The sequence below is a fragment of the Cryobacterium sp. LW097 genome, assembly GCF_002205495.2.
Taxonomy (GTDB): domain Bacteria; phylum Actinomycetota; class Actinomycetes; order Actinomycetales; family Microbacteriaceae; genus Cryobacterium; species Cryobacterium zongtaii.
The window spans coordinates 1,462,534-1,480,984 of sequence record NZ_CP021992.1; the positions used below are offsets into that span (position 1 = coordinate 1,462,534).

At 68.9% G+C, this 18,451-nt stretch carries 17 protein-coding genes; 9 read left to right on the plus strand and 8 right to left on the minus strand.

The genetic code is table 11. The features are described 5' to 3' along the window. Positions 1 to 13: 13 nt before the first annotated feature. The 6 genes from B7495_RS06690 to B7495_RS06715 all read left to right on the plus strand — a co-directional run bounded on the left by B7495_RS06690 (position 14) and on the right by B7495_RS06715 (position 6,802). A complete protein-coding gene (locus tag B7495_RS06690) occupies positions 14 to 1,015 on the plus strand; it encodes a sugar ABC transporter substrate-binding protein (protein WP_088455887.1) in 1,002 nt (333 codons plus the stop codon). Then, positions 1,012 to 2,070 (plus strand): ABC transporter permease, encoded by a 1,059-nt coding sequence (locus tag B7495_RS06695; RefSeq protein ID WP_240632432.1) that lies wholly within the window; start codon positions 1,012 to 1,014, stop codon positions 2,068 to 2,070. Before B7495_RS06690 ends, B7495_RS06695 begins: the two co-directional genes overlap by 4 nt. Further along, positions 2,067 to 2,864, plus strand: coding sequence for an ATP-binding cassette domain-containing protein (locus tag B7495_RS06700; RefSeq protein WP_088455889.1), 798 nt, complete (start codon positions 2,067 to 2,069; stop codon positions 2,862 to 2,864). Before B7495_RS06695 ends, B7495_RS06700 begins: the two co-directional genes overlap by 4 nt. Before the next feature lie 199 nt (positions 2,865 to 3,063). Continuing rightward, complete coding sequence (locus B7495_RS06705; protein ID WP_088455890.1) at positions 3,064 to 3,381, plus strand: carboxymuconolactone decarboxylase family protein; 318 nt, start codon at positions 3,064 to 3,066, stop codon at positions 3,379 to 3,381. Positions 3,382 to 3,437: 56 nt separating this feature from the next. Next, positions 3,438 to 4,046 (plus strand): hypothetical protein, encoded by a 609-nt coding sequence (locus B7495_RS06710; protein WP_088455891.1) that lies wholly within the window; start codon positions 3,438 to 3,440, stop codon positions 4,044 to 4,046. A 191-nt stretch (positions 4,047 to 4,237) separates the two neighbouring features. After that, a complete protein-coding gene (locus tag B7495_RS06715) occupies positions 4,238 to 6,802 on the plus strand; it encodes an ATP-dependent Clp protease ATP-binding subunit (protein WP_088455892.1) in 2,565 nt (854 codons plus the stop codon). Between the two features lie 76 nt (positions 6,803 to 6,878). On the opposite strand, the gene B7495_RS06720 is transcribed toward B7495_RS06715, so the two are convergent. Continuing rightward, entirely contained in the window at positions 6,879 to 9,053 is a 2,175-nt protein-coding gene (locus B7495_RS06720) for a glutamine synthetase III (RefSeq protein ID WP_088455893.1), read from the minus strand. 200 nt (positions 9,054 to 9,253) lie between these two features. On the opposite strand from B7495_RS06720, the gene B7495_RS06725 reads away from it, so the two are divergent. Next, positions 9,254 to 11,494, plus strand: coding sequence for a UvrD-helicase domain-containing protein (locus B7495_RS06725; protein ID WP_088455894.1), 2,241 nt, complete (start codon positions 9,254 to 9,256; stop codon positions 11,492 to 11,494). 151 nt (positions 11,495 to 11,645) lie between these two features. Here B7495_RS06725 and B7495_RS06730 read toward each other — a convergent pair whose 3' ends face one another. Genes B7495_RS06730 through B7495_RS06745 form a run of 4 tightly spaced genes read right to left on the minus strand, consistent with a single transcriptional unit; the run spans position 11,646 to position 14,060 of the window. Next, entirely contained in the window at positions 11,646 to 12,245 is a 600-nt protein-coding gene (locus B7495_RS06730) for a TetR/AcrR family transcriptional regulator (protein WP_088455895.1), read from the minus strand. 3 nt (positions 12,246 to 12,248) lie between these two features. Next, positions 12,249 to 12,707 (minus strand): hypothetical protein, encoded by a 459-nt coding sequence (locus B7495_RS06735; protein ID WP_088455896.1) that lies wholly within the window; start codon positions 12,705 to 12,707, stop codon positions 12,249 to 12,251. A gap of 40 nt (positions 12,708 to 12,747) precedes the next feature. Then, the gene (locus tag B7495_RS06740; protein ID WP_088455897.1) at positions 12,748 to 13,065 is read right to left on the minus strand and encodes a hypothetical protein; all 318 of its coding nucleotides are present in this window, start codon (positions 13,063 to 13,065) and stop codon (positions 12,748 to 12,750) included. Positions 13,066 to 13,097: 32 nt separating this feature from the next. Further along, complete coding sequence (locus tag B7495_RS06745; RefSeq protein WP_205748722.1) at positions 13,098 to 14,060, minus strand: 1-phosphofructokinase family hexose kinase; 963 nt, start codon at positions 14,058 to 14,060, stop codon at positions 13,098 to 13,100. Positions 14,061 to 14,393: 333 nt separating this feature from the next. Between B7495_RS06745 and B7495_RS06750 the strand changes: the two genes are divergently transcribed. Further along, a complete protein-coding gene (locus tag B7495_RS06750; protein ID WP_240632433.1) occupies positions 14,394 to 15,113 on the plus strand; it encodes an NAD(P)H-hydrate epimerase in 720 nt (239 codons plus the stop codon). Here the strand turns inward: B7495_RS06750 and B7495_RS06755 are convergent. Then, a complete protein-coding gene (locus tag B7495_RS06755) occupies positions 15,110 to 16,024 on the minus strand; it encodes a 3-methyladenine DNA glycosylase (RefSeq protein ID WP_088455899.1) in 915 nt (304 codons plus the stop codon). The two genes, B7495_RS06750 and B7495_RS06755, sit on opposite strands and share 4 nt — an antisense overlap. Before the next feature lie 153 nt (positions 16,025 to 16,177). Between B7495_RS06755 and B7495_RS06760 the strand changes: the two genes are divergently transcribed. After that, entirely contained in the window at positions 16,178 to 16,939 is a 762-nt protein-coding gene (locus tag B7495_RS06760; protein ID WP_088455900.1) for an SDR family oxidoreductase, read from the plus strand. 71 nt (positions 16,940 to 17,010) lie between these two features. On the opposite strand, the gene B7495_RS06765 is transcribed toward B7495_RS06760, so the two are convergent. Then, positions 17,011 to 18,039, minus strand: a complete 1,029-nt coding sequence (locus tag B7495_RS06765) for a glutathione S-transferase family protein (protein ID WP_088455901.1) — start codon at positions 18,037 to 18,039, stop codon at positions 17,011 to 17,013. A gap of 47 nt (positions 18,040 to 18,086) precedes the next feature. After that, positions 18,087 to 18,383, minus strand: a complete 297-nt coding sequence (locus B7495_RS06770) for a hypothetical protein (protein WP_088455902.1) — start codon at positions 18,381 to 18,383, stop codon at positions 18,087 to 18,089. Positions 18,384 to 18,451: the final 68 nt, after the last annotated feature.

The window sequence follows — 18,451 nt, forward strand, 5'->3', positions numbered from 1 at the left end:
AACCCGAAGGACGATGCCACTCGTGTCGAGAATCTCTGCCCGCCGGACCCTCCTGGGCGCGAGCGCCGGCTTCGCCCTGCTCGCCCTCACCGCCTGCACCGGCCAGCCCGTCGCCGGAGCCGGCTCGGGAGCCGGCGCAGCCCCGGCCGACGACTCCGGCCGCACGTACGCTCTCGTGGTGCACTCGGTTCCCGGCGACGCGTTCTGGGACGTCGTGAAGACCGGCGCCGAGGCCGCCGGAAACCGCTACGGCGCCACCGTCACCTACCAGGGTGACCCCGATGTGCAGAAGCAGAGCCAGCTGATCGAGACGGCGATCGCCGCCAAGGTCGACGGCATCATCGTGTCCATGGCCAACCCCGAGGGCCTGCGCGGTGCCGTCACGGCTGCCGTGGCCGCCGACATTCCCGTGATCACCATCAACTCCGGAGCCGAGGAGTCCGCCGCGCTCGGCGCCATGACCCACATCGGCCAGGGCGAGTACCTGGCCGGTCAGGGCGCCGGCCGCCAGCTCGCCGAGGCGTCGGCGAAAAAGGTCATCTGCGTCATCCACGAGGCCGGAAACGCCGGGCTCGAGGACCGCTGCCGTGGGGCCGCGGACACCCTCGCCGGCAGCCTGACCAACGTGCAGGTCGACATCGCCAACGTCGCCGAGGCCCAGAGCACCATCACGAGCGCCCTGCTGGCCGACCCCGGCATCGACGGTGTGCTCACCCTCAACTCCGCGGTGGGTGTGTCCGCCGCGCAGGCCGTGGCCGAGGCCGGCAGCGACGCCCAGATCGGTACCTTCGATGTCTCTGCCGACGTCACCAGCCTCATCATGGACGGCAGCATCCTCTTCGCCGTCGACCAGCAGCCCTACCTGCAGGGCTACCTGCCGGTGGACTTCTTCGAGCTGTTCTACACCAACGGCAACGTCGTCGGCGGCAGCCAGCCGGTCTACTCCGGGCCGGGCTTCGTGACGAAGGAGAACGCCGAGCAGGTGGCGACGTTCGCCGGCAACGGCACCCGATGACGATGCTGACCGCACCGGGCGCCGCGCCGGATGCGTCGCCGGACGAGCGCCTGACGCGCACGCATCCGATGGTGCGGCTGCTGCGTCGTCCGGAGATCGGCGCCCTCGTCGCCGCCCTGGCGATCTTCGGGTACTTCTCCGTTGCGACGACATCCTTCCTGTCGACGGCGGGCGTGGCCACCTGGCTCTACTCCGCGTCGCTGTTCGGCATCATGGCCGTCGCCGTGGCGATGCTCATGATCGGCGGCGAGTTCGACCTCTCGGCCGGAGCCATGACCGGCACCACCGGGCTGCTCGTCGGCGCGTTCACCACCCAATGGGGCATGAACCTGTGGTTCGCGATGCTGCTCGCCCTACTGATCGCCCTCGCCGTCGGCGCCTTCAACGGGTTCCTGGTCGTCAAGACCGCCATCCCCAGCTTCATCGTCACGCTGGGCACCTTCTTCATCCTGCAGGGGCTCAACCTCGCCGGCACCAAGCTCGTCACCGGCCAGGTCGCCATCCAGGGCATGACCCTGGTGCCCGGCTTCGACGCCGGCAAGGCGATCTTCGGTTCGACGATCCCGGTCTTCGGCGTCAACCTCAAGGTGTCGGTCTTCTGGTGGCTCGGCATCACCGCCGTGGCCAGTTGGCTGCTGCTGCGCACCCGGTACGGCAACTGGATCTTCGCCATCGGCGGGCAGTTGCAGAGCGCCGTGCAGACCGGCGTGCCGGTCAAGCGCACCCGCATCGGCCTGTTCATGGGCACCGCGGCGGCCGGCTGGCTGGTAGGCATGCTCTCGCTCTTCGACGTGGCCACGGTGCAAGCCACCACGGGCATCGGCCAGGAGTTCATCTACATCATCTGCGCCGTCGTCGGCGGCTGCCTGCTCACCGGCGGTTACGGGTCCGCGATCGGCGCAGCCCTCGGCGCGCTGATCTACGGCATGATCCTGCAGGGCATCGTGTTCGCCCAGTGGGACAACAACTGGCTCAAGGCCTTCCTGGGCGGGATGCTGCTGCTCGCCGTGCTCGTGAACCTCTCGGTGCGCCGCCAAGCCGGGGTACGCGCATGAGCGCCGCAGGAGCAACCCGGCCAACGCCAATTCTCGAGGTGCGCGGCATCGGCAAGGTCTACGGGTCAGTCATCGCGCTCAGCGACATCTCCACCTCGGTCGGCGCCGGTGAGGTGCTCTGCGTGCTGGGCGACAACGGCGCGGGCAAGTCGACCCTGCTCAAGGTCCTCGCCGGTGTGCACCCGCACTCCTCCGGCGAACTCCTGCTCGACGGGGCCGCGGTGCGCTTCACCGGACCGCGCCTCGCTCTCGACGCCGGTATCGCCACGGTCTACCAGGACTTGGCGATCGTGCCGCTGATGCCGGTGTGGCGCAACTTCTTCCTCGGCGCCGAACTCAGCGCCGGGATCGGCCCGTTCTCCCGCCTCCAGGTTGCCGAGATGCGCGCGATCACGCTCGCGCAGCTGGGCCGGATGGGCATCGACCTGCGTGACGTGGACCAGCCCATCGGCACCCTGTCCGGCGGCGAACGGCAATCCGTCGCCATCGCCAGGGCCATTTACTTCGGTGCCAGGGTCGTCATCCTCGACGAGCCCACCTCGGCGTTGGGCGTCAAGCAGGCCGGGGTGGTGCTGCGCTACGTGGCGCAAGCCAGGGACCACGGCCTCGGCGTGGTGTTCGTCACCCACAACCCGCACCACGCGTACCCGGTGGGGGACAGGTTCCTGGTGCTCAACCGCGGGGCCAGCCTGGGCGAGTTCGACCGGAAAGGCATCACCATCGACGAGCTGACCCGGCTGATGGCCGGCGGGGCCGAACTGGAGTCCCTGGCCCGGGAGCTCGAGCGGGACTGATCCGCCAGGCCAGCGCGGGGTCGGGCACGCCTCATCCGTTTCGGACGATTCCGGAACGGCGCCATCGGCGGGACGCGGATTGGTTGCTACCGTCTGCGGCGTGAGGCCGGCGTGCCGTCGTGGTGCGCCCGTCGAACACCGAAGAATCCGGAAAACGCGAACACCAACAGGGTCCAACTCTGGAAATGGAGCGATACCCATGGCCACAGGAACAACCCCGGTGCTGGATGCGGCGGCCGAGATCAACGCTGTCTCGCTGGCCCGCACCGACCTCGATCCGCGCACGCTGATGATCGCCCGGATCGCGGCCCTGGTGGCCGTGGATGCACCGGTCGGTTCGTACCTCATGCACGTCGGACCGGCAGCGGAGGTCGGGCTGACCGCCGACGACATCGAGGACGTTCTCATCGCCGTTGCCCCGATCGTGGGCACGCCACGGTTGCTGTCATCGGCTCGCAAGATCGTCGAGGCCTTCGACCTCGCGATCCAACTCGACTCCGAGGGCGACACCCAGTAACGCCCAGAGTCCACCGCAGCCGCGTCGTGCGGCAGATCCAGTGAGGAGCACCCCCAGTGAGAAAGCCCATCGTCTTCATGGCCCTGCTGGTGCTCCTTGCCGGATGCGCGCCCGCCGACGGCACCGATCCGACACCGAGCAGTTCGTCGCCATCGGCCGCAACGGCCACCCCGTCACCCGGTCAGACGGCGTCACCTCCGACAGATGCACAGATCACCTGGGCGGGCACGGTCTGCAGCGACGTATCGACCGTGCAGACCGACGTTCAGGGGCTGGCGACGGCGGCGGTCACCGGGGGCGATTCGGTGGGTACCGCGGTGTCCAACCAGATGGATACCGTGTCGGCCTCGGTGAGCGCCCTGGTCGACACTGTGAAGTCACCCCCGGAGAATCTCGGGGACGACCCGGAGCTCCTGGCCGTGCAGGAGTCGATCGACACCGTCGATCAGTCGTTCACGACCTTGCGGGCGAGCGCCAGTGCGGTGGAGGGCACCAGCGGGGCCACCCTGGTCGATGCGCTGGCGACGCTCGTCGGTGACACCGGTACAGTGCTCTCCGACGTGGGTGCCGCCGCTCAGACCATCACCACGGCAACCCAGGACACCTCCAGCACCCTCGGCCAGGCCTTCCGAGCTGCACCCGAGTGCGCCGACCTCACCTCCTGAAACCCGGTGACCCGGCCCGTGTGTCGTGCGCCCGGTGGCAGTGACTTCGGCGTCCGCCGGACGCATTGCGAGCGCGGATTCAGGGAAATCTCAGGATGCCGCGGGAATGAAACGCGCGCCCAAACGTTGACTTGAGTCGAGGTCACTCAAGTTTTGGGTTTCCTCCTCGTTCAGATTCCCAGGAGGTTTCCTTGCCTACATACTTCGGCCCGACCGGTTCCGACAACGGTTCGTTCGACGAGTTCCTGGCCCGCTACCTGCAGGGCCAGCGCGCCGCGCAGTCCGGCCGCCCCATCGAGATCACCCGGCTCCTCAGCCGCCGCACCCACGAGATCCTCGTGCAGGCGGCCCAGTTCGCCGTCGCCCACGGTCACGCCCACGTCGACGCCCTGCACCTGCTGCGGGTGATGGTCGAACAGGAACCCGCCGCCTCGGCCATCCGCCGCGCCGGTGGTGACCCCGCCGCCATCGCGGCCGCCGCCGACCAACGCCTGCCGGAGTCCGGCGACCGTGAGTCCCAGTCCGCGCCCGGTCTGACGCCCTCGGCACAGCGCGCCCTGCTGGATGCTCACCAGGTGGCCCGCGCCTTCGGCTCCACCTACATCGACCCGGAGCACCTGTTCTTCGCCTTCGTGGTGAACCAGGACTCACCCGCCGCCCGCGTGCTCGCCGAGTCCGGCGTCACGGCCGAGTCACTGCAGGCCGGCGCCCAGCAGGCCGAGGACGACGAGGCCCAGGCCGGTAGCTCGGCCGCCGACAGTGCCTCAGACACCCCGATGCTCGACACCTACGGCATCGACCTCACCGAGCGTGCCCGCTCCGGCAAGCTCGACCCGGTGATCGGCCGCAGCGACGAGATCGAACAGACCGTTGAGATCCTCTCCCGCCGCACCAAGAACAACCCGGTGCTGATCGGCGAAGCCGGCGTGGGCAAGACCGCCGTGGTCGAGGGCCTGGCCCAGGCCATCGTCGACGGCCTGGCGCCAGAACAGCTGCGCAGCAAGCGCGTCATCGCGCTCGACCTGCCCGCCATGCTCGCCGGCACCCGCTACCGCGGCGACTTCGAAGAACGCCTGACCAAGACCATGGACGAGATCAGCGAGCGCAGCGATCAGATCATCGTCTTCATCGACGAGCTGCACACCGTGGTCGGTGCCGGCGGCGCCGGCGAGGGCGGAATGGACGCCGGCAACATCCTCAAGCCGCGCCTGGCGCGCGGTGAGCTGCACGTCGTGGGCGCCACCACCCTCAACGAATACCGCAAGGTCGAGAAGGACCCCGCCCTCGAACGGCGCTTCCAGCCCGTGCGGGTGAATGAGCCCAGCATCGACGACGCGGTGCAGATCCTCGCCGGCCTGCAGGGCCGCTACGCCGAGCACCACTCGGTGCGTTACACGGATGCCGCGATCCGCGCGGCCGTCGAAATGAGCGCCAGGTACGTTCCAGACCGGTTCCTGCCCGACAAGGCCATCGACCTGATCGACCAGGCCGGCGCCCGAGCGCGTCTAGCGCTCGGCTCGAGGGTCGACATCGAAGGCCTGCGCGAACAGCGGGCCGGCCTCGAAACGGCCAAGACCATCGCGGTCGCCGCTGAGGCCTACGAGGAGGCGTCCCGCCTGCGGGACGAGACCGAGCAGCTGGCGGAGCAGATCACCGCGGCCGAGGCCGCCCAGGATGCGTCACAGCCGGCACCGTCCGCAGTGGTCGACGAGGCCGAGATCGCCGCGATCATCGCCCGCGCCACCGGCATCCCGGCCAGCCGCCTCACCGCGGGCGACCGCGAACGCCTCGCCACGCTCGAGCACGACCTGCACCAGCGGGTCATCGGGCAGGAGGACGCGGTGACCGTGATCGCCAAGGCCGTACGGCGCAACCGCACCGGAATGGGCGATGCCTCCCGGCCTGTCGGCAGCTTCCTGTTCCTCGGCCCCACCGGGGTGGGCAAGACCGAGCTCGCCAAATCGTTGGCCGAGTCACTGTTCGGTGACGAGAAGGCGATGCTGCGCTTCGACATGAGCGAGTTCGGTGAACGTCACACCGTGAGCCGCCTGGTCGGTGCTCCTCCGGGGTACGTCGGCTACGACGAGGCCGGCCAGCTGACCGAACACGTGCGGCGGAACCCCTACTCGGTGGTGCTGCTGGACGAGATCGAGAAGGCGCACCCCGACGTCTTCAACCTGCTCCTGCAGGTGCTCGACGACGGCCGCCTCACTGACGGCCAGGGCCGCACTGTGGACATCCGCAACACCGTGATCATCATGACGTCCAACATCGGCTCCGAGGTGCTCGCCAGCCGCAGCGGCGCGCTCGGCTTCACCGCCGACCTCGACGGAGCGCACAACGGCTTCGGGTCGGAGAAGGCCCTGCGGGACCGGGTGATGGCCAAGCTCCGTGAGGCCATGCGGCCCGAGTTCCTCAACCGCATCGACGAGGTCGTGCTGTTCCGGAAGCTCGATCAGCCCCAGCTCCGCCAGATTGTGCGGCTGCTGCTGAACCAGACCGAGGCCAGGCTGCACGCCCAGGGACACGCGCTCACCGTGAGCGACGCGGCCGTGGACTGGATTGCCGAGAACGGCTACGAGCCCGAGTACGGCGCGCGGCCGCTCCGCAGGGTCATCCAGCGTCAGCTCGACGACAGAATCGCCGATCTGCTGGTGGCTTCAGAGCTCGGCGTCGCGGGAGTGGTGGCCGTTACCGTGGCCGATGGTGCCCTGCACGTGGCGTCCGAACCGGCACGGATGCCGCTGGCGGCGTAGCCGCGGATGAGAACGCCCCGACCGGACCTTGACGGGTCCGGCCGGGGCGTTTCTGCGTTCGGCCTGTTCGTGGAAGCTACAGAATGAAGAGCATCTCCTGGTAGGTCGGCAGCGGCCACAGGTCATCGGCCACGATGCCCTCCAGCACGTCGGCCGCCGCGCGCACGGCGCTCATGGCCGGCAGCAGGTCATCCCTGGCGTGCTCTGCCTCGGCCAGCGCGCTGCCGGACTCGGCAGCCAGGACGTCCTTGAGCACGGCCAGGGCGGTGCGCAGCTTGGCGATCGGAGCGCTCACTTCCAACAGGGCGGCTATGTCGGCATCCCCGCCGGCGGCCTTGACGGCGCCGATGTTGAGTGCCACCTCGGTCTGGTGCCGCATCGCGGCCGGCAGGATCTGCGTCGAGCCGATCTCGAGGGTGAGGCGGGCCTCAACACCGATGGTGAGCGCGTACTGCTCCAGACCGATCTCATAGCGGCTGTGCATCTCCCGGTGGTTGAACACCCGGTACTTCTCGAACAGCTCCAGGGCGGACTCGGTGATCAGCTCCGGCAGGGCGTCCAGCGTCGTCCGCAGGTTCGCCAACCCCCGCTTTTCGGCCTCGATGGGCCAGGAGTCCGCGTAGCCGTCGCCGTTGAACACGATGGCGCCGTGCTCGGTGATGATCTGGGTCAGCAGGGCTTGCACGGCGGTGTCGAAGTCGGTGCCGGCCGCGACGGCCGCCTCAAGGTCGGTGGCGATGTAGTCCAGCGACTCCGCCATGATCGTGTTGATCGTCACCATCGGGCCGCTCACGGTCTGCATCGAGCCCGGCGCGCGGAACTCGAACCGGTTGCCGGTGAAGGCGAACGGGCTGGTGCGGTTGCGGTCGCCGGGATCGGTCGGCAGCTGGGGCAGCGTGTCGACGCCGATGATCATGGTGCCCTTGTCCTTCGAGGAGGTCGCGGGACCCTTGGCGATCTGCTCGAAGACATCCGCCAGCTGGTCGCCGAGGAAGATCGAGATGATCGCCGGCGGGGCCTCGTTGGCGCCCAGACGGTGGTCGTTGGTCGCCGAGGCGACGGAGACCCGCAGCAGACCGGCGTACTTGTGCACGGCACGGATGACCGCGGCGCAGAAAACCAGGAACTGGGCGTTGTCGTGCGGGTTGTCGCCGGGGACGAGCAGGCTGCCGAGCTGGTTGTTGCCCAGCGAGAAGTTGACGTGCTTGCCTGAGCCGTTGACTCCCTGGAAGGGCTTCTCGTGGAAGAGGCACTCCATGCCGTGTTTCTTGGCGATGGTCTTGAACGTGGTCATCAGCAGCTGCTGGTGGTCTGCGGCGATGTTGCCGCGTTCGAACATCGGCGCGATCTCGAACTGGCCGGGCGCGACTTCGTTGTGCCGGGTCTTGGCGGGGATGCCGAGCTTGAACAGCTCCCGCTCGGTGTCCATCATGAAACCGAGCACCCGCTCGGGGATGGCACCGAAGTAGTGGTCGTCGAATTCCTGGCCCTTGGGCGGCTTGGCGCCGAACAGGGTGCGGCCGGAGTTGAGCAGATCGGGGCGGGCCAGGAAGAAGTGCCGGTCCACGAGGAAGTACTCCTGCTCAGGGCCGCAGAACGCGACGACCTTGGCCGGCTCGACGTGGCCGAACAGGCGCAGGATACGCTCGGCGTGTTCGCCCATCGCCTGTTGCGAGCGCAGCAGCGGCGTCTTGTGGTCGAGGGCTTCGCCGGTCATCGAGACGAAAACCGTGGGGATGCACAGGGTGTTGCCGTTCGGGTTCTCCAGAACGTAGGCGGGGCTGGTGACGTCCCATCCGGTGTAGCCGCGGGCCTCGAAGGTGTTGCGCAGGCCGCCGTTGGGGAAACTGGAGGCGTCGGGCTCGCCCTGCACGAGGGTCTTGCCGGCGAACTCGGCCAGCGCGGTGCCGTCGCCGACGGGTTCGAGGAAGCTGTCGTGCTTTTCGGCGGTGAGGCCGGTGAGCGGGTAGAACACGTGCGCGTAGTGCGATGCGCCCTTTTCCATCGCCCAGTCCTTCATGGCGGAGGCGACGGCGTCGGCGACCAGGGGATCCAGCATCGCACCGTGCTCGATGGTGGCCATGACCGACTTGTAGACGAGCTTGGGCAAGCGCTTCTGCATGACGACGCTGCTGAACACGTTCTCACCGAAGATCTGGCCAGGGGTTTCGGCGTCGGTGAAGCTGACGGCCGGGGGCACATAGGCCTCGACATCCCTGATCGCCTGCAGGCGCATGGCATTTCCACTCATGGTTTACCCCTCTATTCGGGTCTATTCGGGCTCTGTCCGCGACGGGGTGCGGAATCCGGTAGCCCAAACCTAGGGAGCGTGTATGCCGGGGACATTTCGGCCGCGTGACGGATTCGCTCTGCCGGTGCTCCCGGTTGGGGGTCGAAACCCAGCAGCATCGTCAGCGGCTAAACTGGTCGTTTGATTTGAGGGGTGTTTGAGTGGTTGATACGGAGCTCGCGCGCGAACAGGACTATGTCGCCACGCTGTACGCGCGCCTCGACGCGCTGCAGCGGGAGGCCGAGGCCCAGCTGAAGGCCGTGCGGATTCTCGACGTCGGCGGTAACCACCAGTCCCGGTCCGAGCGCGACACCTTTGCCCGCACCTACGAGGACCGCATCGTGCAGTTGCGCGAGGTGGACGACCGCCTGGCCTTCGGCCGGCTGGAGACTGCCCCGGAGGAGGACGGCGCACCCGTCTACAGGTACATCGGCCGGGTGGGCCTCCGCGACGAGAACCTGCAGCCGATCCTGCTCGACTGGCGGGTACCGCAGGCCAGCGCCTTTTATCAGGCCACCGCCGCGACGCCGCTCGGTGCCCGCTCCCGCCGGCACCTGCTCTCCAACGGCCGGCGCATCATCCGCATCGAAGACGAGATTCTGGATGCGGCGCTGCTGGAGGGCGACACCGCCAACCTGCATCAGGGCGAGGGGGCGCTGCTCTCGGCGCTGACTGCCCAGCGCACCGGGCACATGTCCGACATCGTCTCGACGATCCAGGCCGAACAGGACCGCATCATCCGCTCGGAGCTGAACGGTGTGCTTGTCGTGCAGGGCGGCCCCGGCACCGGCAAGACCGCCGTGGCGCTGCACCGTGCCGCCTACCTGCTCTACACGCACCGCGACAGGCTGCAGAACGCCGGTGTGCTCATCGTCGGACCGTCCACGTCGTTCCTGCAGTACATCGAGGCGGTGCTGCCATCACTCGGAGAGACCGGGGTGGTGCTCGCCTCGGTGGGCCAGCTGTTCCCCGGCGTCGAGGCCGGCCACGAGGACGCGCCCGCCGTCGCCGCGCTCAAGGGCCAGACGTTCATGGCCGACCTGATCGCTCGGGCCGTGAAGAGCAGGCAGAAGGTGCCGGCCGCCGCCCAAAAGCTGCTCGTGAACGGCGACACCCTGGTGCTCAAGCCCCAGCTGATCGAGGCAGCCATCCACCGCGCCCGCTCCGGCGGCAAGCCGCACAACGAGGCCCGCGTCGTCTTCGTCAAGCACGCCCTGAACGCGCTGGCCCGCGAGTGGCTCGAGCAGCTCCAGCGCCAGGGCCGGTCGATGGACGACACCGACCTTCCGATGCTGCGCGAAGACCTCCGGCTGGCCGACGATGTACGGGTGGCGCTGAACACCGCATGGCTGCCACTCACCCCGCAGAAGCTTGTGCAGGACCTCTACGCCCGGCCGCAGTGGCTGGAAGAGCTCACGCCGCGCTGGCGGGCCGCGCAGCGCGCGCTGCTCCACCGACCGCGTGACGCCGAGTTCACCATCGCCGACATCCCGCTGCTCGATGAGGCGGCCGAGCACCTCGGCGAGTACAGCGCCGTCGACGCGGCCCAGAAGCGTGAGGCCAAGGAACAGCGCAAGCGCGACATTGAGAACGCCGAGCTGGCGATCAAGAACATGGACGTCAAGGGACTCGTGAATGCGAAGGCCCTCGCCGACAACTTCGCCGAACTCGGCGACCGCGCCACCACGGCCGAACGGGCGGCGCTGGATCGCAGCTGGACCTACGGGCACGTGATCGTGGATGAGGCGCAGGAGCTCTCGCCCATGCAGTGGCGGCTGCTCATGCGCCGCGGCCCGCGCCGCTCGTTCACCATCGTCGGCGACATCGCCCAGGCCGCCGCGGCCGCCGCGGCGGACAGCTGGCGGGAGGCCCTCGCACCCGTGCTCGAGGCCTCGTTCGAAGCCGACAGGTGGCGCCTGGAGGAGCTGACGGTGAACTACCGCACCCCCAGCCAGATCGCCGAGGCCGCCGAGAAGATGGCGGTGGCGCACGGCCTGCCGATCACGGCGTCACGCACGGTGCGCGCCAGCGACTGGCCGGTCGTTATCGTGACGGACGCCCTGGACGCCCTGCGGCGGGAGCGCACCCTGGGCGTGGGCGGCACTGTCGCGGTGATCGTGGTGGAGGAGCACATCGATGCCCTCGCAGAGGCTCTCGACGCCGAGTTCGGCGACATCGTCGGCCGCGGGGCGCTCGGTCTGCTGCGGGATGTGGCGTTGCTCACCCCGCACGACTCCAAGGGTCTCGAATTCGACGCCGTGATCGTCGTCGACCCCACCGCCATCGTGGCGGCGTCCGAACGCGGAGCCGGAGCACTCTACGTGGCCATGACCCGCGCGACCCAGCGCCTGTACCTCGTGAGCGACGGTCCGCTGCCCGCCGGGCTGAGCGACCTGCCCTAGCGTCCGGCTGCGCTGCCTCGCCGCACCGACGTCGCCCACTCCGGGCACTAGTCCCCTTCACGCGTGCAGAAGGGGTTTTTGAGGCACGTCGGGGGAGACCTGTCTCGGGTCGCTCTGCCTGCCTCGGCGCCGGCCTCCTCAGGACGGCTTGTCAGGCGGCGCGCGGCCGCAAGGCCCTGATGGTCGTGAGCAGCGCTTCGGAATTGATCAAGGCCGAGTTGCGGATCGCCTGGATGGAGGCGCCCTGAATGAGCGCCACGACTGTGGCCGCGAGGTCGACGCCCGAGACGCCCTCCCCGCCGGCAGGGGACCCGGCCGCGCCGACCGCCTCGCGGCAGACCGGCAGGAACGCCTCCAGGTAGCGCCCGAATGAGGCCTCGATGCGGTCGCGAAACAGGTCGGCGTGGCGGGAGAAGTAGAACGCGAAGAGCAACTCCACGCCCGCGTGGTGCTCGACCAGGCGTTCGAGCTCGACCCTGACCATCCGTTCGAGGCGGTCCCACGGTGCCAGGGCGGCCAGGCTCGGGTCGGTGAGCGCGTCGAGGGTGCCGTCGAGCAGCACCGCGAGCAGGGCCTGGAGCAGGCCGTCCTTGGACTGGAAGTGGAAGAACACCAGGCCAGGGGAGATGCCCGCTGCGGTGGCGACGCGTCGGGCGGTGACGGCATCAAGACCGTCGGTGAGGGCGATCTGGTAGGCGGCGGTCAGGATGGCGTCGCAGCGTTCCTGTTCGGGCAGTTTGGGTCCGCCCATGGGTCAGTTGCCGCCGTCGGTGCGCCGGCCGGTGCGATACTCGCGCCACGCCTTCCAGGCGCCCGTTGACCAGAGCGCCCAGAGCACCAGCACGGGCTGGAAGAGCAGCCGGATGGTGCGGTCGAGGTCGGTGTTCAGCCCGAATGAGTCGGTCTGGGTGACGAGCTGGGAGATGTTGCCGGGAAAGATCGCGACGAAAAACGCGGCCACGATCCAGCCGACCTGCACACGGAACCGGCCCAGCGCCAGCAGCGCCGCGCCCAGGATGATCTCGACGACTCCCGAGGCCACGACCACGAAGTCGCCCTCCAGCGGCAGCCAGGTAGGTACCTGGGCGAGGAACGCCTCCCGGTTGACGGTGAGGTGGCTGATGCCGGCGAGCAGCAGGAAAGCGCCGAGCACCAGGCGCAACACTGTGCGGACAATCGTGGCGCGGGTCTTCTGCGGGGCGAGGAGGGTCATGGCTCCCACCCTACATTGATCACTGGGTCAATGACTCGGCCTACCGCGGGGCGGCGGCCACCAGTTCGGCCACTTCGGCGTCGGTGCGGGCCTCGAACACGCCCCACATCATGTGGGTCGGCCCGCTGCCATCGCTACCCGCCCTGGCGGGGCGGCTGATCCACCGATTGGCGGTTGCCGCGGCGCCCAGGGCGACCAGGGAAGGGGCGATGACGGTCTTGCGCAGAGTGCCGGCCACGACGCTGCCGTCGCTCCCGAGTCGCCAGCCACGGCTCGCGGCCAGCACCTGGCCCACCTCTTCGTCGGTCAGCCAGCGGGAAAAGCTCCGACCGGGCGGGTCGATTCTGGTCAGCTTCATGGGAACAACACTAATCTCGCCGCCCGAGGCGCTCAGGCCGGGACCAGGGCGAGTTCGGCTTCCAGTCGTTCCACGTCGGCCCGGTGGCAGAGCTCGGTGGCCGGTGTCATCGCGGTGGCGCTGCCGGCCGCGACCGCCGCTCTGAAGGCCGCGGCAGGGTCGTGGCCCTGTGCGATGCGCAGCACGAACGCGCCGAGGAAACTGTCGCCGGCGCCGACAGTGCTCTGCACCGTGACCTGCGGAACGGCCAAGCGCATCACGCCGGCCGCCGAGGCGAGCACGGCACCCTTGCCGCCGAGCGTGAGGGCCACGAACTCGGCGGATCGCCGGGAGACGAGGGTGCTTGCCGCGGCGATCTGGCTCTCTTCGGTGTCGAGCGTCGAGCCCACCAGCTCGCCCAGTTCACGTCCGCTGGGTTTGACCAGGAAGACCCCTTCCGCGAGGGCTGCGGCCAGGGCCGGCCCGGACGCATCCACTATGCAGCGCGCGTCGTGCTCGCGGGCCAGGCGGGCGACCCTGGCGTAGAAGTCGTCGGGCGCGCCCGGCGGCAGGCTGCCGCTGGCCACCACGTAGCCGCCGTGCGGGATCGACTCCGCCACCCGGGCGAGGCAGGCACGCCACTCGGGTTCGGTGATTTCCGGACCCTGCAACACGAAGCGGAACTGTTTGCCGGTGGTCGTCTCGTCAACCGTGAAGCTCTCCCGGGTGCTGCCCGCGATGGGCACCACCACGGTGGGGAGGCCTTCGGCTTCGATGAGCTTGCGGTAGGCGTCGCCGGTCGGCCCGCCGGCTGCATAAATGGCCAGGGTTTGGCCACCGAGACGCTGGATGACGCGGGAGACGTTGATGCCGCCGCCACCCGGGTCGAGCCTGGAGAGTCCGCAGCGCATCTTGTGCTCACCGACCACGTTTTCCGTCGAGGTGCTGACGTCGAGGGCAGGGTTGACCGTGAGAGTGAGTATCGGTCGCAGCGTTGTCGGCCTGGGAGCATCCATGACCCCAGCGTAGGACTGTGAGCGCTTTTCGCCGGTCAGCGGCGGGAGAACAGCCTGGTGAAGAAGCCTCCCCCGGAGGGCTCCTTCTGGTGTCCGGCGCAGCGATCGATTCGGGGGACGCCCCGCATGACCTGGTCGACGTGTTGACCACAGCCGGCCCAGGTGGTCTTTCCGCAGGTTCTACAGGTCACGGCTCGGCACACGGGGGACTCCTTCTGGTTGGCCAGGCCGGGCGGCCTGGAGGACCCAACAATACCCCATGGGGTATCCACTTCCCTGACCGGATGCTGAGCGTCGCGGGGTCGGGCCGCCCCGGCGGCGTAGGGTGGCGGCGTGCATCCCTCACCCGTGCCGACCTACACCGCAGCCCAGGTGCGCGAGGCCGAAGCCCCGTTCCTCGAGCAGGGAGTGCCCCTCATGGCCCGGGCGGCCCGGGCGCTCGCAACCGAGGCAGCGGCCCTTCTCACGGCGCGGCGCGGCGGATCGGATGGCGGAGCGGTTGAGGATGCGCGCGTGCTGGTTCTGGCCGGGTCGGGCAACAACGGGGCAGACGCCTTGTACGCCGCGGAGATGCTGGCCGGCTGGGGCGCCACCCTCTGCATCCTGCCTACCAGCGACCGCCCACACCGGGAAGCGCTCGAGGCGGCCCTCGCGCACGGAGCTGACCTGCGCCCGGTGGACGAACCTCCCGAGGTCGTCACAGGCCTCGCTCGTTCGGCCGACCTGATCCTCGACGGCATCCTGGGCACCGGGGCCACCGGCAATCCCGCCTTGCGCGGAGTGGCGCGCGGCACTGTGGCGGCTCTTCTGCCGGCCCTCGCCGGTGAGCATCCGCCCCTGGTCGTGGCCGTGGACCAGCCCAGCGGCATCGGCATGGACGATGGCAGCGTGCCCGACCCCACGGTGCTGCCGGCCGACCTGACGGTGACCTTCGGCGGTTGCAAGACCGGGCTCGTCACCCGCCCGGCCGCCGACTATGTCGGCCGGGTCGTCGTGGCCGACATCGGTATCGGTGACGAGCTGGAGCGCATCCGCCGACGCGACCTGGGCTAACGCGCCGGGAGCACAGGCTCCGGCAGCGCGCCGACCGCGGCGATCACCCGGGCGCGCAGGCCGTTGCTCCGTTCGGTGAACCCGCGTTGCCGCCGCACGTACTCGGCCTTGCCGGTCGGGGTCTCGATGGTGATAGGGGAGTAGCCCCACTCGGAGAGGTCGTAGGGGGATGCCTGCATGTCGAGTTCCCGGATGTCGCGGGCGAGGTCGAAGCAGTCCAGCAGCAGGTCCCCGGGAATCAGGGGACCGAGCTTGATGGCCCACTTGTAGACGTCCATGCCCGCGTGCAGGCAACCGGGCTGCTCCAGACGCGGCTGGTTCTCCCGGCTCGGCAGTACGGGGCGGGCCTGCTCCGAGTTGAGGTCCACGGCGGCGGGGGTGAAGAAGCGGAACGCGTCGAAATGCGTACAGGCGATCCGGTGGGATTCCACCACGGTGTCGGTGTCGCCCTGGCTGAGCCGCAGCGGCGATTCATGGCGGTGCTCGCCCTGTTTGTACACCATGGCCCATTCGTGCAGGCCGAAGCAGCCGAAATCGCCGGCTCGCTGGGCGGTGCGGCCCAGCAGTGTCACGATGAAGCGGATGCTCCGCGCGTTCTTCTCGATGAAGGCGGCGTGGTCGACGACCAGGTCGTCCCGCTCGGAGCGGTACCATTTCCACCCGGCGCGCTCCTCGGTCGCCGCGCCCTGCAGGACCACGTTGGCACCGGGGTGCCACCGCCGCAACAACCCTGGACGGAACGGGTAGTAGGTGAACAGAAAGTCGTCCACCGGATGCGTGTGTACGGTGCCGGCGCGTTGCCGGCGTCCCAGCGTGGCGGCGTCGGCCCGATCCTGGTGCCGACGTTCCAGTTCGCGCCAGTCGCCGGCGGTGAGCGCTGTGAGCGCGGTCGCGGGAGAGATGTGCACCATACGAGGGTACTCGCGGCCGTGCGGGGCCCGTCCAATCCGCAGGTCGGGTCGCCCGGCGGCGTGATCACCCCGTAGAGTAGTCACTAGGCGGAACGATGTTCCGCCCAGCAGAACATCGAACGCGACCCGGCACACTCACAAAGGAGCACCAACATGACCGCGAACCCCTTCGACCTCACCGGCAAGGTGGCCATCGTCACGGGCGCCAGCAGCGGCATCGGGCTCGCCATGGCCGAGGGACTCGCGGCCGCCGGAGCCGACATCGTCGGAGTGAGCGTCAACATGCCGATGACCGGCAGCGAGGTCTCCCAGCGGGTTGAGGCACTGGGCCGCACCTTCACCCCCTACGACGCCGACTACGCCGACCGTGCAGTGATCACCGCCCTCGGCACCGAGCTGGCCGCCCTGAACGCCGACATCCTCGTCAACAACGCCGGCACCATCCGCCGGGCCCCGGCCGCCGTGCACTCTGACGAGTTCTGGGACGAAGTGATCGCCGTGAACCTGTCGTCGCAGTTCGTGCTGAGTCGCGCCGTCGGCGCCAACATGGTGGCTCGCGGCCACGGCAAGATCATCTTCACCGCCTCCCTGCTGAGCTTCCAGGGCGGCGTGAACGTGCCCGGCTACACGGCATCCAAGTCGGCCATCGTGGGCCTGGCCAAGGCACTGGCGAACGAATGGGCCGCGTCCGGCGTCAACGTGAACGCCATTGCACCCGGCTACATCGCCACCGCCAACACGAAGGATCTGCGGGCGGACGCCGACAGGTCCAAGGCGATTCTCGATCGCATCCCCGCCGGACGCTGGGGCGAGGCCTCCGACCTCGTCGGTGCCGCCGTCTTCCTCTCCAGCAACGCATCCGACTACGTCAACGGAATCACCCTGCCGGTCGACGGTGGCTGGCTCGCCCGCTAGGCGCGACTGAATTGCGGAAATCCCCCCTTCCTGTTGCCAGGCAAGGGGGGATTTCCGCACCACAGTGCAGCCTAGAGCGCCGGTACCCGCTCGCTTTCGAGCGGCGCCTCCGGCGGGGTGCCGTCGCCGAACGGGCGGCCGCCCAGGGCCTCGCGGCCGTGCGCGGTCAGCCACCCCGACGCATCCGGCCCAGCGGGCACGATGCCGGTGGGGTTGATGTCGCTGTGCGTCACGTAGTAGTGCTTCTTGATCTGCTCGAAGTCGATAGTGTCGCCGAAGCCCGGGGTCTGGAACAGGTCGCGGGCGTAGGCCCAGAGCACCGGCATCTCGCTGAGCTTGTTGCGGTTGCACTTGAAGTGACCGTGATAGACCGCGTCGAACCGGGCGAGCGTGGTGAACAGGCGGATGTCGGCCTCGGTGATGGTATCGCCCACGAGGTAGCGCTGGTTCGTCAGGCGTTCTTCGAGCCAGTCGAGCCTCGAGAAGAGGGCGCCGTAGGCCCGCTCGTAGGACTTCTGGCTGCCGGCGAAGCCACACTTGTAGACGCCGTTGTTGACGTCGTGGAAGATCAGGTTGGCGACCTCGTCGATCTCGGCGCGGAGGGCCACCGGGTAGAGGTCGGGCGCGCCGGGCCGGTGGTAGTCCGCCCACTCGGTCTCGAAGTCCAGGGTGATCTGGGGATAGTTGTTGGTCACGACCTTGCCGGAGGGAACATCCACGATCGCCGGCACCGTGATGCCGCGGGGGTAGTCGGGAAAGCGCGCGAAGTAGGCCTGCTGGATGCGCTCGATGCCCAGCACCGGGTCTACTCCGTTCGGGTCGAGGTCGAAGGTCCAGCTGTTTTTGTCGTGGGTGGGGCCGGGCATGCCAAGAGAGATGACCCGCTCCAAGCCGAGCAACCGGCGCACGATGGCGGTGCGGTTCGCCCACGGGCAGGCGCGGGCGGCCACCAGGCGGTAGCGGCCGGGTTCCACCGGCCAGCCGTCGCGGCCGTCGAGGGTGATGCGGTCTTCGATGTAATTGGTGTCGCGATCGAAGTCCTTGCCGGGTTCCACGTAACTGGGACGCAGCGTGCTGGGAGTGAGGGTCTCGTTGCTCATGGCTCCACGCTACGGGAAAGAACCCGTGCGTACGCATAGAGTTGCCCTCATTCGTGCAGGTGATGCACCGGCCAGCCGGCGACGTGCGCGAGCAGGTCCAGCAGCGACTGGGCGGAGGCGCGGGCCTCAGCCTGGCCGCGGGGATCGTGCACATCGAGGGTGAGGGGCGGGGCCTCACCGAATTTCGGGATGTCCACTTCCACCCAGCCGCCCTGCGGTAGCCCCACGAAAGCGGAGGCCGTCCGCGCCCCCTGCACCGGGGCATCCAGCGTCGCGGCGATCACGGCCAGCGCCTCGGGCTTGGTCAGGTGAATATCGGCGACGATGCTGGCGACGTGGTCCATGGGGGTCCTTCGATATCGACACGCACAGGCGCTGCCTGCTCAGCGTCAGCTTAACCGACCTTCGGTAG

Bases quoted from the DNA above. Each gene is read 5' to 3' on its own strand.
- B7495_RS06730 (WP_088455895.1), bottom strand. From the start codon at position 12,245: ATGGGCGGACCCAAACTGCCCGAACAGGAACGCTGCGACGCCATCCTG.
- B7495_RS06745 (WP_205748722.1), bottom strand. From the start codon at position 14,060: ATGGATGCTCCCAGGCCGACAACGCTGCGACCGATACTCACTCTCACG.
- B7495_RS06770 (WP_088455902.1), bottom strand. From the start codon at position 18,383: ATGGACCACGTCGCCAGCATCGTCGCCGATATTCACCTGACCAAGCCC.
- B7495_RS06705 (WP_088455890.1), top strand. From the start codon at position 3,064: ATGGCCACAGGAACAACCCCGGTGCTGGATGCGGCGGCCGAGATCAAC.
- B7495_RS06735 (WP_088455896.1), bottom strand. From the start codon at position 12,707: ATGACCCTCCTCGCCCCGCAGAAGACCCGCGCCACGATTGTCCGCACA.
- B7495_RS06700 (WP_088455889.1), top strand. From the start codon at position 2,067: ATGAGCGCCGCAGGAGCAACCCGGCCAACGCCAATTCTCGAGGTGCGC.
- B7495_RS06755 (WP_088455899.1), bottom strand. From the start codon at position 16,024: ATGGTGCACATCTCTCCCGCGACCGCGCTCACAGCGCTCACCGCCGGC.
- B7495_RS06740 (WP_088455897.1), bottom strand. From the start codon at position 13,065: ATGAAGCTGACCAGAATCGACCCGCCCGGTCGGAGCTTTTCCCGCTGG.
- B7495_RS06765 (WP_088455901.1), bottom strand. From the start codon at position 18,039: ATGAGCAACGAGACCCTCACTCCCAGCACGCTGCGTCCCAGTTACGTG.
- B7495_RS06690 (WP_088455887.1), top strand. From the start codon at position 14: ATGCCACTCGTGTCGAGAATCTCTGCCCGCCGGACCCTCCTGGGCGCG.
- B7495_RS06760 (WP_088455900.1), top strand. From the start codon at position 16,178: ATGACCGCGAACCCCTTCGACCTCACCGGCAAGGTGGCCATCGTCACG.
- B7495_RS06720 (WP_088455893.1), bottom strand. From the start codon at position 9,053: ATGAGTGGAAATGCCATGCGCCTGCAGGCGATCAGGGATGTCGAGGCC.
- B7495_RS06695 (WP_240632432.1), top strand. From the start codon at position 1,012: ATGACGATGCTGACCGCACCGGGCGCCGCGCCGGATGCGTCGCCGGAC.